Here is a 16,398-nt window from a genome sequence, read left to right on the forward strand (position 1 = left end):
TTGAATGAACCATTAATTCAGGAGGTTATCACTATGGCATTACGTAATTTCCCTGTATTTCCTTCTGTCGCGGATTCCGCATTCTCTGACCGGTTTAACCGTATCGATCGGCTTTTCAGCCAGTTGACCGGTGATGCGCCCGTGTCGGTTTCACCCTCTTATGACCTCAGACAAACTGACAATGAGCACTATGAGCTCACCGTCAGCGTACCCGGCTGGAAAGAAAGCGAGCTGGAGATCGAGGTGGCGGGCGGTCGCCTGACGGTTACCGGCCAGAAAGAGGAGGTGACGGATAACGAGGCGGACAAAGAAGGTCAGAACAGCGGCTGGTTGCATCGGGGCATCAGTCGTTCAGACTTCCGTCTGAGCTACAGCGTGCCCGAACATATGAAAGTGACCACTGCCCGGCTGCAGGACGGATTGCTGCGGGTCGGTTTGCATCATGAGGTGCCAGAAAGCGAGAAACCTCGCCGCATTCCGATTGAACACCGCACTTCCGAGGCAATTGAACATCAGGCTTAATGGCAGTTTGACCCGACGGCGGGGAGCGTGAACAGCGCTCTCCGCACTATGTTATCAAGCGGATAATCAGGAGGCTGTTATGAGAGTCATCAGCGTGCCCGAAGATCGTAGCCTGTATCCAAAACTGGTCGGCGAGACCTTCATGGCTGCCAAACTGCAGCTGGGCAGGACCCGCTTGTCGGTGAATTACAATAAAGTGCCAGGCGGAATTCTGCCTGTGCTGGTGGTGGATTTTTACAACGAGAAGGGCAAGCTCTACACCCTGCGTTATAACCTGCCACCGGATACCCCAGAGCGAACCGATCGCCGGGTATCGTTGCTGATGCGCTTGATTGAGAAAGAGGCCAACGAGGAAAAGCTGGCTGAGGCGGTTTAACCGCTTGTCCCTACAGTGAAATCGAGGAGATAGGTTATGTTGAATACATTGATGCTACATAGCTCTCTGGGCGCTGGCATGTTAGCCATTACCGCCAGCCTGTTTCAAAACCGATTTAAATAGTCTGTTCTGTCGTTCGTTATCCCCATCTTTTGGTGCCGCTCAGTCGGCACCTTTTTTCATTTCGCCAGAATGCTTGTTTTTTCAAAACCCAATAGTTATGTTATAACATAACAAATAACGAATGGGTTAACATGATGCGGCCTGAGACGTTACGTCCTACTGAGTCGATACTGCGGGTGAAGATTGGGGCGCTGTACAAACCCGATGGCGGTTGCCTGCTCAATGACATTACCTTCAGCCTCCGGGCAGGGGAGCGCCTGGCCATTATCGGGCCGAACGGCAGTGGTAAAACCTCATTGCTGCGGGCGATAAGCCGCGAGCTGGCGCTACAGCAGGACGAGATTGCACTCAACGGGCGCTGCCTGAAAACATTTACCCGACAGGACTTAGCCACATGTGTTGCCGTTATGGCGCAGAACGACGTGCCTGATCTGCGGTTGTCGGTTGAAGATTACGTTGCACTTGGACGCCTTCCTCATGCCCGCACCTGTCCGCATTCTGTAAACCAGCGCATTGTCAGCGAGGCGATAGCGGAAACGGGGCTGCTGGGGTTACGGCGACGTTCGTTACATGCGCTATCGGGGGGAGAACGGCAAAGAGCCATGCTGGCGCGCGTTCTGGCCCAAAAGCCACAGCTGATATTGCTGGATGAGCCGACCAATCACCTTGATCCCCTGGGACGACATGCGCTGCTGACGTTAATCAAAAACAAAGGCATCACGGCCGTTGCGGTGTTGCACGATCTGTCACTGATTGACGGCTTTGCAGACCGCGTGCTGATTCTGTCTCAGGGCGAGCAGGTGGTCTTTGATACGCCAGCCCGAGCCTTGTCATCCCGTTATCTCCGGCCGGTGTTCGGGTTAAACAGTTTTACCGTACCGCATCCCGCTAACGGAAAACATTTACGCATTTTCGAGGTGCCAGACTGTGCCTGAAACATTGTTAACGCTCTGTCTTGCCGCCGGGCTGATGAGCATTCCTGTCGGGCACGCTCTTGCCGCCGATTTCCCTGTCACTATTCAGAGCTGCGGCCAGCCGGTCACGTTTAATTCACCACCAAAACGGGCCGTGATTAACGACCTCAATATGTCGGAAATGGCTTTTGCGCTTCATGTGCAGGATCGTATCGTCGGGCTGACGGGCATCAGCGGCTGGTACAAAATGACGCCTGAATTTAAGCAGGCGATGGGAGCCATTCCTGAGCTGGCACCTAAATATCCGTCTCTTGAAACGCTGCTGGCGGTAAATCCCGACTTCTTTTTTGCCGGCTGGAATTACGGCATGAAAGTGGGGGGCGACGTGACGCCTGCGTCGTTAAGCCAGTACGGCATTAAGACACTGGTATTGAGTGAAAGCTGTGTTTTTACCCAAAAAGACAAGCATCAGGCCAGCATGGATCTGCTTTATAACGATGAGCTGACGTTAGGTAAAATCTTCGGCAAACAGGCCGAGGCGCAGGCCCTGGTGGAGGGCTGGAAGCAACGCCTCAGACAGATTCCTCAACGGCCCAGCACGGCCCGGCCCGTAAAGGTGTTTGTTTATGACTCCGGCGAGGATAAGCCGTTTACCAGTGGAAAATATGCCATGCCAACGGCCATTATTGCAGCCGCTGGCGCGACCAATGCGATGGGCGGTCTGGATATCAGCTGGGGCACCACATCATGGGAAAGCGTGGCTGCAACGGAACCTGATTTTATTATTCTGCTGGATTATCAGACCGGCGGCGGGGCAGATGCGCTGCGGCGTTTCCTGGAACATCATCCGCTGATGAAACTCACGCCAGCCGTACAACATCATCGTTATCTGAAGCTGCAGTATGCCGAGCTGACGCCAGGGCCCGCCAATATCACAGCCGTAGAAAAACTGGCGCATGCCCTGTATTCCGGGACCGCGCCGTGAGTGCGGTGTCTCACCGTTATGCATGGGTCATGTGCGGTTGCGTCCTTCTGCTGGCAGGGCTCCTGCTCATCAGCATTGCTACAGGCACGGTCGCGTTATCATTAAAGCAGGTGTTGGGCGCGCTGGCGCTACTCCCTGCGCCCCCGTCTGAAATGGTCAACCGTATCGTGATTGACCTCCGGCTGCCGCGCACCTTGCTGGCGGCGTTAACCGGTGCCGGACTGGCAATGGTCGGGGCACTGCTGCAAACCACCACCCGCAACGATCTGGCCGATCCCTTTCTCTTTGGTCTTTCTTCCGGCGCCTCGGCAGGGGCGGTGCTGGTCATCACCCGTTTCGGTGACAGGTTGGGTGAACTGACTTTGCCGGTTGCGGCCTTTGCGGGCGGGCTTTGTTCTGCGGCGGCGGTTATGTTGCTGTTCCATTTTAAAAAACGGCGTAGCGCAGAGCACCTGATCATCTGTGGGCTGGCTGTCTCTTTTTTGTTTGGCGCGCTCACCAGCTATTTTATTTTCTCTGGCGATCAGCGGGCGGCCAGTTCGGTCATGTTCTGGTCGCTGGGCGGTTTGGGGCTGGCCAGTTGGCAAAATCTGCCCGTTGCGCTCACCGGCGTGGCACTGCTGAGTGGCTTTGTTCTGCTACGACACCGTTCTCTGGACGGCCTGCTTGCGGGGGAGCAAACGGCTCTCTCGTTGGGGATTAACGTCAGTCGTGTGCGCATCGAAACTTTTCTCTGCTGTGCACTGACGACCTCAATGCTGGTGGCCCTGACCGGGGTGATCGGTTTTGTCGGCCTGATGGTGCCGCATCTGTGTCGCTCTGTTGCCGGGGTAAAACACCGTCTGTTGTTGCCGCTGTGTGGCCTGGGCGGCGCGGTTTTGCTGTGCGCTGGCGATATCGCCAGCCGTACGCTGCTGGCACCCCAGGAGTTGCCGATCGGGATTATTACGGCAGGCATCGGTGGTGTTTTTGTGATTCTGCTGCTGACCCGTGCTTCGCGTGCATGACGCTGAGCGAGGCCAGCACAGCCCAGAAAGCACGAATGCTAACAACTTGTCACTAAGTAGTATTATTTCACTATCCGCGCGCATTCCTGCGCCGCTCACCCGGTCTTTTTCCCTTTGCAACGCCTGGTTTTTGCGGCTCACCCCAGGAAATGCAAGCTTCTGCCGCGAATGTAATAGCCTCTCACACTTCTTAGTATCTAAGTAACATATTGGACATTGTCTTATTTACTTTAACTGTTCATCAGGCTATTTCTACGCTACAACGACAAACGCACCAACGAAGCCCGGCGTGGCTTTCGTCTGACGTTAGGGTCTGGTTTATGCTTAATCGTATTACTGTTCAGTTACCTGTTGAAGACCTGCTGTTCTGGAAGCTCTCCGGACGAGAGGCGCTGTCCGAATCCTTTACGCTGAATTTGCAGGTATTGGGCACGGATGCGCGCATCGAACGGAGCGCGCTGCTGGGCAAATCCGCCACCCTGATTATCCCAACGCAAACCCTGGCGCGCCCGCGCTATCTCAACGGCAAGATCACCCGGGTTGCCGTCAGCGCGGTGGAGTTATCCGGTACGCGCTATGCGGTTTATCAGCTCACGCTTGAGCCCGACCTGTGGCCGATGAAACGTGATCGCAACCTGCGCATTTTTCAGGAACAGACGGTTCCACAGATTGTGCAGACGTTATTCGGCGAGTATCAGGTTAATGTGGAAAATAACCTGACAGGCAGTTACCGCAACTGGGATTACTGCGTCCAGTATCAGGAAAGCAGTTTTAATTTCATCAGCCGCCTGATGGAGCTGGAAGGCATCGCCTGGCACGTTCGCCATGAGGCTGACAAGCACACGATCGTGCTCACCGATGCCGTTGCACAATACAAGCCCTTTAGCGGCTACGAATTTATTCCCTACCATCAAACGCCCTCGGGCGGCACAACCAGCGAAGAGGGCATCAGCCAGTGGGCATTGACGGACAGCGTAACGCCGGGGTTGTACAGCCTGGACGACTACGATTTCCGTAAGCCCAACGCCTGGCTTTTCCAGGCGCGACAAAACCCGCAGTCACCCTCTCCTGGCACCATCGATGTCTATGACTGGCCGGGCCGTTTTGTTGAACACGGCCACGGCGAGTTTTATGCACGCATCCGTCAGGAGCGCTGGCAGGTGGAGCATCAGCAAACTCAGGGCACCGCCACCGCCATGGGCATTGTGCCGGGCTGCACCTTTCAACTCACCAATGCCGCTTTCTTCAGCGATGCCGGAGAGTACCTGGTTACCGGTGCGGAGTACGAATTCGAAGAGAATCGCTACGCCAGCGGCCCCGACAGCGCAACCATCCATCGCACGACCTTCTCGGTGATTCCGGCAAGCGTGGTGTTTCGTCCAGAGCAGAAAACGCCCTGGCCGCGCACCGGCGGGCCCCAGACGGCGAAGGTGGTCGGACCGAAGGGCGAAAGCATCTGGACCGACCGCTACGGTCGGGTAAAAGTGAAGTTTCACTGGGATCGGCTGGCAAAAGGGGATGATACGAGTTCCTGCTGGGTGCGCGTGTCAAGCGCCTGGGCGGGCCAGGGGTTCGGTGGCGTTCAGATTCCGCGCGTGGGCGATGAGGTGGTGGTCGACTTTATCAATGGTGACCCTGACCGTCCGATTATTACCGGGCGCGTCTATAACGAAGCCAGCATGCCGCCATGGGCGCTGCCGGCTGCGGCGACCCAAATGGGCTTTATGAGCCGCTCTAAAGACGGCTCGCCAGACAATGCCAATGCGCTGCGTTTTGAGGATAAACCGGGTCAGGAGCAGCTGTGGCTGCACGCCGAACGCAACATGGACACCGAAGTTGAAAACGACGAAACCCATGATGTCGGCAGCAACCGGACCAAAACCGTAGGCAAAGACGAAACCAGTCATATCAAACAGAACCGCACGCGCACGGTAGACGGCAACGAGACCGTAACTGTCGGCCAGGATCGCAGTAAAACGATCAACGGCAATGAAACCACGACGATCCAGCAAAATCGCACAGAAACGGTAAAGGGCAACGAAACCCTGAGCGTGGATCAAAATCGCGATGAAACCATTACCGGCAATCACACGACGACGGTGAAAAGTAACAACACCGGCACGGTGGAAGGGAAACAAACGCTGACGGTGATTCAGGACCGAACCCGCACGGTTCAGGGCAATGAAAAGGTCAGCGTGCAGCAAAACCGCGCAGTGCAGGTCACAGGAAATCAGACGCTCGACGTGACGGGCAATCGCCACGTCACCGTGAACAGCAATGAGGTGCGCACGATTGCGCAAAAGCAAGACGTGACGATCGGCGCAGGCCGCACGCTGAGTATTACCGGCGGTGATACGCGCTTTACCCAGGGCAGCGTTGCGGACAGCGCAACAGACACGTTCCATATTAATGTGGGCGAGAGCGGGATTTTAATCAGTAATGGCAGCGTGCAAATCACTGCTGGCGGATCGACCATTACCATTAATGCCGCAGGCGTGATGGTGAATGGTAAAAAAATTGAGCTGAATGCCTGACAGGGATGTGACATGAGTGCTGCAAAGAACCCAACCGAACGTGTGATGAGTGAGCTGGAGCTGAGCTGGCTCACCGCCAGTGAGAACCGTGACGCGCGTCTGTTTATCTGGCGCGTACCGGCTTCAGGCGAGTCGCTTCTTGACGCCTTTCTTGCCCTGCAACAGCATCCTGAAGGACGTTCAGTCCCTGACCTGTTTCTGAGCCTGACGACCGCCTTTGAAACAGGCTATGGCTACAGCGAGGCGCTGGCACGGGAGTTTATTGAGCACTACGAAGCCACGCCCGATGTGGCCGACTGGAACAGCGATGCGCTACAACCCTGCTATTCCGCGGCGCAGTTACGGCTGTTGTTGCAGGACTTCGCCCGTCATTTTCCCGACGATTTACGTTATCTGATGCTGGTGCTAAAACCCGCCGCTGTCAGCGACGAGCGCGCCCTGATGCGCTGGTTCGAAAGCTGGCGGCAGGACGCCGAGCCCGCACCGCGTTTGCTGCTGATCGATACCACCGAGCAGCCCCTGTGGCAGCCGCTGTACGAGGCCCATCCTGAACACGTACAACTGATTGTCGATGATGTCGACGGCATGAAGGTGATGCATCAGACCGCCCAGCAGCAAAGTGATACCGATTCCGATCGTTTGCTGCTGCGTCGTTACCTGGCGGATGCGATGTTGCTGCTGGAGAAAGGCAGCGCCGCCCAGGTGGCTGGCCGGGGTAACCTGGCTCTGGCCGTCGCGCAGCGGCGCGGCTGGCACGATCAGCAGGCGATGTTGCACAACCTGATTGCAGGCGGCTGGCTTAAAGGCAAAGACCACAGCAAAGCGGTCGGACATTACCGTGAGGCGCAAAACGTCTCAAGCGCCATCGACGATCCCGCTGTAAAAGGCCAGCTTCGTACCCAAAGTACCTTTGGTGAAGCCGGAGCATGGTTCGCCAACAAAGCCTATTTGCAGGCCGCAAAAGCCTATCGCCAGGCCGCGCTGGAAGCCCAGGCGATTCCGCATCCGGTTTTTTCCCTTGAAGGCTGGCGCATGTCGGGGTTTTGTCTGTGGCTGTCAGGTCATCATGCCGCCGCGATGGAAGCGTACGGCAAAGCCGTGCAGGCGGCAGGCGGCATCCCGCTGGCGGAGCGCGGGGAAACCACACTGCCGCTGGTTTTCCAGGATTTGTTGCGCATGCACGATAAGCGCCGTACTGAGGCCATCGAAGCCTGTGCCACGCGCTGGCAGAATGATAAACAGCGGCTGATCCAGCAGGCAGAAGCGGGCTTACTTTGCCCACCCAACACCGAATCGGTGAGGAAAACAGAAAGCCGTCTGCAACTGCAGCTTGAGGCCACCTTCCTGTTGATCCGCGAGGAAAGAGAAACGCTTATTCGTAACGGTGACGACAGTTTTCGTCGCGTTATCCAACTGGCACGGGAGCAGTTGCATCCCCAGTGGAACGGCCTGCCGGATATCGCCCATCCTTTTGATGCACCTCCAGGCGAATGGCAAAGCCTGCCAGCGTGGGGAAGTGCAAATCCATCATCACCTGAAAATGCAGGGAGCAACGCAGTATGAAAAATCGCATCATTCTTATCGTCGTCGTAACGGTACTCGCACTGCTGTTCCTGAGCCTTTCCGACAGCGGTCTGGCGACCGAGGTCCGAACCTTTTTACGCGCGCTGCTGCGTGCCATCTTCTGAGGCATAACCCATGCATTCCGGCGCGCACTTTGATCCGCAGCTAGGACTGGATATTCATACCTATCCCTGGCCGTTACCGACGCCACATATTGGCATTGTGTTTGATGTGTTCGACTATCTGCCATTGATTGGCACTACGGTACATGTCAACAGCATCAAACGCGCCAGCGCCGGAACGGGCGGAATGTCGGTACATATTCCGGTTGGCGGCGCCTGGGTGCCGCCACTGCGTATGCCGGGCGGTCCGCAGATTGAAGACGAGCTGTTCATGGGCAGTAAAACCGTCTCAGTCGACGGCGAACCCTTTTCACGCATCGGTATGCCGGTGCTGAGCTGTAACATCATCGGCATGATCCCGCCGTTCCGCCTCAAACGCGCCACCAAGCCAAAGCCGCTTTCCCTGACATTGCCACTGACCTTTAATCTTGCCATTCCTAACAACGTGATCGTGGGGGGCCCGCCGACCATCAACCTGATGGCGTTATTGATGCGCGCCGGATTAAGCGGTCTGGGTAAAGGGCTCAAGACGTTCAGGAAGTCGGTGAAGTGGCAAAATTTCATGAAGCGCTTTGCCCAGCACAGGCGCAAATTGTTTCGCAACATGGAGCCCGGTTTTCTCAAATGCCGTGTACTGCGCGCCGAACCCGTTGATATCCGCGATGGCAGCGTCAGCCTCGAACAGCAGGATTTTATGTTGTCAGGCCGCTTGCCGCTGGCCTGGAACCGGACCTATTCCTCGGCCGATGTTGATACTGCAGGGCTTTGCGGTTATGGCTGGTTGACGCCTGCCGACACGCGGCTCGAAATCCTGACTGAAGAAGGTATCGCGTTTTTTACCCAGCCAGATGGGATGACACTGTTTGCCACGCTCCCGCAGGCGGACGGGCGTGAACATGCGGTAATGGGCTTGCCGGATGGCAGCCGTCTGTGGCGGGACAGCGCGAAGGGCAGGATGACCTGGTGCGTCGAACAGGAAGGGGGCAGTCTGTGGCATTTCACCGGTGCCGATGGAGAGCTACCGATACAGCAGTTATCCGACCGTCACGGCAATGGCTGGGCCTTCGACTGGCACGAGGGAGCACTGACGCTGCTCCGTGAATTCAGTATTGAAGGGCTGACCGGACGAGAAATTCTTGTCACCCACGATAAAGGCCGCCTGAGTACGCTGCGCCTGCACAATGCACTTGACGGTGAAATCACACCACTCACGCGCTATGAATACCACGCGAATGGCCAACTGAGCGCCGAAATTGATGCGCTGTCGCATCCCCGACGTTTTGACTATCAACACCATTATCTTGTCAGCCACTTTGATCGGAACGGTCAGGGGTTTCACTACCAGTACAATGAAGACTGGCGCGTTATTCATGCCTGGGGCGACGGCGGCGTTTGGGATTATCACTTTGCTTACGAACCGTTGCTCAATGAGGTTGAGGTAACCGATTCACTGGGCCATCTCTCACGTATCACCTTTGATGATAATGGCCTGCCGATCGCTGAAATCGATCCCTGTGGCGGCAATACGGTGTTTCGTTACGACGACGTTGGCCGAACGGTGGAAGTGATTGAACCAGACGGCAGCGTTCACCGGTGGGATTACGATGCGCAGGGGCGCATGGTGGCCGAGCATTTACCCGATGGCAGTATGGTGCAGGCCGTTTACAACGATGACGGCCTGCCGCTGACGATGACCGACCAGAAAGGCGCGGTCTGGCACGCCGACTACGACAGTAGCGGCAATCTGATTGCCAGTGTCGATCCGGGTGGCATAACGGCAACGTATCAGTTCGATCGTTTGGGGCAACTTACCCAGGCCAATGAGCCAGGCTCACCGCAAACCGATTATCGCTATGACCGCTTTGGCTTCCTGCTGGCGGTCAGCGTGGCGGGAGCGGGCACCACGCATTTCAGGCACAACGTGCGCGGCAATCTCCTCGAACGGACCGATGCCGGTCACAGCGTGACCCGCTTTTACTGGGATGCCAAAGATCGCCTCATCGCTACGGTCGACCCGACGGGCGGCGATGTCCGGATAGACTATGACCGTGAAGATGAACCGGTCGCCTTTACCGATGAAGTGGGACAGACCACGCGTTTCCACTATAACGGTACCGGCATGCTTACCGCCTGTGAAACCCCTGATGGCGCACGACTGGGTTATGAATACGATCCTGAGGATCGCCTGCTGGCTGTGATCAATCAATCTGGTCAACGCTGGCAGATGGAGCGCGATGGGCTCGGACGCGTGATCGCAGAGCAGGATTATTGGGGACAGAAAACGCAGTACAGCTGGGATAAGGGCAGCCGCCTGATCGCACGTCGCGATCCGCTTGGACGTGAAGTGCACTATGGCTACGATAAGGCCGGACGACTGAGTGAACGGCGCAGCGGTGATACCTTGCAGGCGACCTTTCACTACGATCCCTGCGGGCGGCTGGTGCTCTGCCAGAACCCCTGGCGACGACTCAGCTGGCGCTACGATGACGCGGGACGGTTACTGACAGACGATCAGGACGGCTTTCAGTTGCGCTATCAGTACGACTCACAGGGACGCCTGAGCGTGCGTGAAAGCGACAGCGGCCACCGGGTGGTTTACGGGTACGATGCGTACGCACGTTTACGCACGGTGCAACTGAATGGCGATACGCCGATCACGTTTGACTACGATGCCGCGGGGCGCTGTATCCATGAACAGCTGTCTGAGGCGCTTACGCGCACCTTGCGTTACGACCATCAGGGACGGCTCACCTCACAACAGGTGCTGCAAAACGATTTACCGCTGTTCGCCAGCGGCGTTGTCTATGACAAAAGCGGAAATATCACCGCGCACGAGGACAGCCAGTGGGGCTGCGATCGCTACCGTTACGATCCTGTTGGCAGGCTGACGGCCCATATCGCCCCGGACGGCGCACTGCGAAAGTTTGTGCAGGATGCAACGGGTAACCCGTTGCAAACGCAAACCCGTGAGGTCAACGACAGCGCGGAAGGCTGGTTTCGTGAAGGCGTGCATCAGGGCGTACGTTATGTCTTTGACCGCGCGGGCGAGCTGCGCCAGCGCCGTCGAATGACAGAGACGACGAGCGAACAGGACGAAAAAGAAGATTTTCTCTGGGATGAGAATCGACAACTGATCGCGGTACGTAAAGGCAGCAGCCAGGTACACTATGGCTACGACGGGCTTGGCCGCCGGGTGTTCAAACAAACCGACAGCGAAACCCGCTGGTTCTACTGGCAGGATGATGCGCTGGCGGGCGAGACGGTCACCCGCACGCACGCATCCTTAGCGGCGCTGAGTATCTTCGATACCGGCAGTCGCCTTAAGCGACAAAAAGCTCAGGCGGCGCTGTTCGGTACGATGCGGGAGTATGTGTATTATCCCGGCACGTTTCGTCCGTTGGCTTTGCTGACGCAGCAGGGCGACAGCAAGCAAAGCTGGCACTATCACTGCGATCCCAATGGCGCACCTGTCAGGTTGACGTCTGTGAGTGGCGAGATTGTCTGGGCAGAAAAAACCGGTGCCTGGGGTGAAAAAGGCCAGGTATTTGCTGACAGGATTGAAAACCCACTGCGTTTTCAGGGCCAGTATTTTGATGCCGAGACGGGTTTGCACTATAACCGCTATCGGTACTATGATCCGGAGATTGCAGGGTATATTAGTCAGGACCCGATAGGGCTAGCGGGGGGAGATAATCCTTATGCTTACGTATCGAATCCTCTTGGATGGATTGACCCCTTAGGACTTAAATGTGCGACAATTACGTATAATCATAGATTAAAACCTAATAAAGTTAGTAACATACGTGAGTTGCGGAGACAAATGCGAGGACAAACCAGGGCCTTTAATAAAATAATTAAGGCTGAAGGGATGTCAGGTTTAAAAAGACGAATCAATAACTACAATGCAGCCCTGGAGAGAGAAGGGCGAAACCATGTTAAAGCATTAGGTTCAGCTGGCGATGGAAATGTGTGGCTGCATGAACCAGATATGCGGACTGGAGGTTTACCTACAGATGTAAGCAGAATCGGTCTGTCTCGTGAAAACTCAATCATAGGCGGTAATGCATCTCAAATTGCACATCAAATCTTAGATTTACCTGATGATGTGACTAAACTTAGCTCAAGACTGATAATCAAATAGGGTTGTAAATGAAAAAAACTCAAGAAATCATTAATGAATACAGTAACCTAAGCAGAGAGTCGCAGTTTGAATTCTTACGTGAATTTGATCAGAAGCTTGATTTGGAATTAGCCGAGTTTTTTCTAAAGGTGGTAGAAAATGATGACGATGATGATATAAGAATTGAGGCGGTTAAAGTTTTGGGTTTGTATAAAGGTGATTATGATGACTATTTTATAAGAAAATCACTAATTAGCATTATTAAGTCTGATGAAACTGAAGATGATAGTTTGATCGTTAATTGCATAAATACTTTGTCTCTTCTTGATATAGGGAAAGATGAAATAATTTTTGCTTCCAAGTTAATAAAAGGAGATAGTTACATCCTTTTTAAAAGTGCGGCCTTTGATTTATTGAAAGATAATAAAGATATCCCTGAAGCGTTTGATGTTATTAAAAGTCTGGTTGATGATAAAGAATATGGAAAGGCTGCCAAAAGGGTGGTTGGGTGAATAAAGATTAATTCCACAATGCGTTGGCGTTGTTTAAATGATCTGCTTTTTTTGTTCAGATCTTTACTCATTCCTAATAGTGCCGCTTGGCTTAAGCTGAGCGGGACTTGTCATCCCCAATGATTTTTTATTTAGACTCTTTAAGTTAAAAAATAATTAATTTTGTCATTTTTATTTATTATCAGTCGGTTTATAAAAAGGTTAATGTAAAAATAGATGAGATTTTACATTTTATTTATCATTTTTATTATTGGTAACTCTGTGTTGTTAGTTTTTTAGATGATTTTTTATATCTTATGTTTTTTTGATGGTATTTTTTATGGTTTTTCTAAAATTTTTAGTTGAAATAATGAATTTTATTATACTCAAATCTATGCTCTTTAAAAATGGAAGTATAAGAACTGTAATTAGAGCTCTGTAGATCATTCAATATGCATAAAGTGCCTTTAAAACACCTTACTATCTGAGGCACAAATAAATTTCCATATTGGATTGATTAAGTTTCAAATTGCTTGCAGTACATTCAGTGCTCAAGCCAAACTCTGCCAATGAAAAGTTTGGCGTTCGGCTTGGTGCTTACACCCCATCCTCCAATCACTCCACCGTTTCATTCTCAAGCTTCTGCCTTTTCCGCAGATTCGGAAACAGCGTCATCCATAGCCCGACCACCACCAGCGTCCCGACGCCGCCAATGACGGCGGCAGGCACCGCGCCCATCCAAGCCGCTAACAGCCCCGACTCAAACTCACCCAACTGGTTTGAGGTATTGATAAAGATGGCGTTAACCGCATTGACGCGACCGCGCATCGTATCGGGTGTATCCAGTTGAACCAGCGCGCCGCGAATCACCATGCTCACCATATCAAAACCACCCAGCGCCGCCAGCGCCAGCAGTGAGAGCCACAGTTGAGTCGAAAGGGCAAACAGCAGCGTTGCCAGGCCAAAGCCGGCAACGGAGCCGAACATAATCATGCCGACGTGCTTTTCCAGCTTGTGGCGACTCAGCCAGACGCCGACTAACAGCGCTCCTACCGATGGCGCACCGCGTAACAGGCCAAGGCCCCATGGCCCGGTGTGCAGAATATCCTGGGCGAAGATAGGGAGCAGTGCCGTTGCGCCGCCCAGTAGCACAGCGAACAGGTCGAGCGATATCACGCCGAGCACATCTTTACGTTCGCGGATAAAGCGTACGCCCATAAACATGTTTGACAGATTCATCGGCACGCGCACCTGAGGAGGGCGTTCGTAACGTAAGCGGCTTATTAAGATCAGCGACAACAAATAGAAGAGGGCGGAAACCCCGTAAACGACTTCGGGACCCGCCACATAAAGCAGTCCGCCCAGTGTCGGTCCGACAATCACCGCGGCCTGACCGCCGACGGAACTGGCCGCCATCGCGCGCGCCAGAATCGGCGGCGGGACCAACGCAGGCAGCATAGAGGTAATGGCAGGCCATTCCAGCGCTTTAGCAAGGGAGATCAGGAAGACTAACCCCCAAATTTCAATTTGATCTGCCCAGTGCAGTAACGTTAGTGCCACCAGGCCGAGCAGCGCGGCCCACTCAATCAGTTGCCCAATGACGACGATACGACGACGGTCAAATTGATCGGCCAAATGACCTGCAGGCAAAGCCAAAAGTACCGAAGGCAGAAACTGCATCAGGCCAATCATGCCTAACGCCATGGCGCTGTGGGTAATCGCATAGATTTGCCAGCTGACGGCCACGGAAAACATCTGAAAACCAAATGAAGAACAGGTTCGGGCCAGCCAGAACGCCACAAATGACCGGTGTTGCAGCAACGATGCTTCGCCTGAAGAAACCCCTGTACGCATAATTATTTCCGTCCCGAAAACGCCTGATGGCGAAAGTGGTGGTACCAGCCTGATTCATGACTGCGATCTGGTTTTACTTTATCCAGGCTCCGGCAGGTGAATTCCGCTGAATGGCGTGAAGCGGTCGCCAGATGTGGCTGGAGATGCGCCTGCCAGAGCACTGTTAACATAGATTCCTAAATATTAGCACGCTCAATATTCACTTTGATAAATCGAAATGTCGACAAGATGTGATATCAAACCCGGTATGAATGTGATGATTGAGCGGCTGTCTTTTCGTCAGGCAGGGGGACAAAAAGCGAGCAGGTGTGAAATGAAAAGGTGACTTATCAGAGCTATTGGTCTTTTGTCGACAGGGCGATGATAAGATACAACCTGATGTTTTATGTTTTGACTGAGTAAGTAAAACCCGGTCAACAATCAGCAAAGGGTCTGTCGCTGCGCATGACGGTTTTAACGTCACACTGGCGCCTCAACGTGTCACTGGCAGATTGGTTTTTTTTAAGACCGGACAGCCTACGCCAGGTGCTGGCGGAGACGTTTTTTGGCGGCCTGTGCTGAACGCCGGTCAACGCGACGGCAACAAAGCGCGTAGTCAGTTAACTCAGGGTTGAACGGCCGTTGCCCATCAACCGGGATGCGTAAATATATAAACCTCCGTTTCGCCTCAATGCGCGCAAGCGGTGCAGACGGAGGTGATGATGTCCTTGAGTGTGTTACATTATTCAGGCACTTTTTTTCCATGGGTTTTCAGAGGTCCCAGCTAATGACGAATAAACAGGGTGTTTTAATTGTTAACCTTGGAACACCAAAAGAACCCACGCCTGCTGCGGTTAAAACATTTTTATCGAAATTTTTGCACGACTACAGGGTGGTTGATTTACCCAGAATCATTTGGTGCCCGATCCTGCATGGGGTGATTATCCCATTGCGTGCAAAGCGAGTGGCGAAACTGTACGCCTCTATCTGGATGGATGAGGGCTCGCCCTTGATGGTTTACAGCGTCCGTCAGGCCCGCCTGCTTCAAGAGACGACGGGGATGCCCGTCGAGCTGGGGATGAGTTATGGTGAACCGAGTATCGGGGGGGCAATTGACCGACTTCTTGCAAAAGGCGTCGAGAAAATCATTGTTATCCCTATGTACCCGCAGTTTTCATCTTCAACGGTTTCATCTGTCTGGGATAGCGTGAGCCGTCACCTGCAAAAAATGAAGAACCGCTACACACCAGCCATCAATTTCGTCAATGACTATGCCGATCATCCGGCCTACATTGAGGGATTAAAAACCTCGGTGCTTGAGTCTTTTGAGGCGAACGGTGTGCCGGATGCATTGTTGGTTTCGTATCACGGAATACCGGTCAGGTTTTCCAGTGAGGGTGATAAATACCAGCAACGCTGTGAGTTAACGACCCAGTTACTCACTGACGCCCTCAATATGCCATCGCTGAAGATCATTATGACGTTCCAGTCCCGATTCGGCCGAGAGCCGTGGTTAACGCCTTTTACCGATGAGACGATTAAAAATCTGCCGAATGAAGGCATCAAAAGCCTGCATGTAATCAGCCCGGGTTTTGCAGCAGACTGTTTAGAAACGCTGGAAGAACTGGATGAGCAGAACAGGGAAATCTTCATGCATGCGGGGGGAACGTCGTTTACTTACATACCGGCGCTCAATGATAAACCCGTTCATATTGAGATGTTGCGACAGCTGGTTGACGGCGCGAAGTAAACATCAGGCAAGATGTCCAGATGCCGGTCAGCAGGCGGCAATGGCATGATTCACGGTG

At 53.7% G+C, this 16,398-nt stretch carries 12 protein-coding genes; 11 read left to right on the forward strand and 1 reads right to left on the reverse strand.

Annotation, left to right across the window (positions count from 1 at the left end):
* Positions 1–33 precede the first annotated feature (33 nt).
* The 10 genes from CMR03_RS00095 (at position 34) to CMR03_RS00140 (ending at position 12,778) form a co-directional block, all read left to right on the forward strand.
* A complete protein-coding gene (locus tag CMR03_RS00095; RefSeq protein WP_063880016.1) occupies positions 34–522 on the forward strand; it encodes an Hsp20 family protein in 489 nt (162 codons plus the stop codon).
* A 79-nt stretch (positions 523–601) separates the two neighbouring features.
* Positions 602–898, forward strand: a complete 297-nt coding sequence (locus CMR03_RS00100) for a hypothetical protein (RefSeq protein WP_096010426.1) — start codon at positions 602–604, stop codon at positions 896–898.
* Between the two features lie 254 nt (positions 899–1,152).
* Positions 1,153–1,956 carry an ABC transporter ATP-binding protein gene (locus CMR03_RS00105; RefSeq protein ID WP_096010427.1) on the forward strand — a complete coding sequence of 268 codons (804 nt, stop codon included), beginning with the start codon at positions 1,153–1,155 and terminating at the stop codon, positions 1,954–1,956.
* Between the two features lie 34 nt (positions 1,957–1,990).
* Positions 1,991–2,920, forward strand: coding sequence for an ABC transporter substrate-binding protein (locus tag CMR03_RS00110; protein ID WP_164484292.1), 930 nt, complete (start codon positions 1,991–1,993; stop codon positions 2,918–2,920).
* A gap of 29 nt (positions 2,921–2,949) precedes the next feature.
* The gene (locus CMR03_RS00115; RefSeq protein WP_257469695.1) at positions 2,950–3,927 is read left to right on the forward strand and encodes a FecCD family ABC transporter permease; all 978 of its coding nucleotides are present in this window, start codon (positions 2,950–2,952) and stop codon (positions 3,925–3,927) included.
* Positions 3,928–4,247: 320 nt separating this feature from the next.
* Positions 4,248–6,461 (forward strand): type VI secretion system Vgr family protein, encoded by a 2,214-nt coding sequence (locus CMR03_RS00120; RefSeq protein ID WP_096010430.1) that lies wholly within the window; start codon positions 4,248–4,250, stop codon positions 6,459–6,461.
* A gap of 12 nt (positions 6,462–6,473) precedes the next feature.
* Positions 6,474–8,024, forward strand: coding sequence for a hypothetical protein (locus tag CMR03_RS00125; protein WP_096010431.1), 1,551 nt, complete (start codon positions 6,474–6,476; stop codon positions 8,022–8,024).
* Positions 8,021–8,149: a hypothetical protein gene (locus CMR03_RS25740; RefSeq protein WP_096010432.1), complete on the forward strand. Its 129-nt coding sequence runs from the start codon at positions 8,021–8,023 to the stop codon at positions 8,147–8,149. Before CMR03_RS00125 ends, CMR03_RS25740 begins: the two co-directional genes overlap by 4 nt.
* 10 nt (positions 8,150–8,159) lie before the next feature.
* A complete protein-coding gene (locus CMR03_RS00135) occupies positions 8,160–12,287 on the forward strand; it encodes an RHS repeat-associated core domain-containing protein (RefSeq protein WP_096010433.1) in 4,128 nt (1,375 codons plus the stop codon).
* A gap of 8 nt (positions 12,288–12,295) precedes the next feature.
* Positions 12,296–12,778 (forward strand): hypothetical protein, encoded by a 483-nt coding sequence (locus CMR03_RS00140; RefSeq protein ID WP_096010434.1) that lies wholly within the window; start codon positions 12,296–12,298, stop codon positions 12,776–12,778.
* Between the two features lie 594 nt (positions 12,779–13,372).
* On the opposite strand, the gene CMR03_RS00145 is transcribed toward CMR03_RS00140, so the two are convergent.
* Positions 13,373–14,611: an MFS transporter gene (locus CMR03_RS00145; protein ID WP_063880009.1), complete on the reverse strand. Its 1,239-nt coding sequence runs from the start codon at positions 14,609–14,611 to the stop codon at positions 13,373–13,375.
* Between the two features lie 766 nt (positions 14,612–15,377).
* Here CMR03_RS00145 and hemH point away from each other — a divergent pair.
* Entirely contained in the window at positions 15,378–16,340 is a 963-nt protein-coding gene (hemH, locus tag CMR03_RS00150; protein WP_096010435.1) for a ferrochelatase, read from the forward strand.
* Positions 16,341–16,398: the final 58 nt, after the last annotated feature.

It is taken from the genome of Pantoea allii (assembly GCF_002307475.1).
GTDB lineage: Bacteria > Pseudomonadota > Gammaproteobacteria > Enterobacterales > Enterobacteriaceae > Pantoea > Pantoea allii.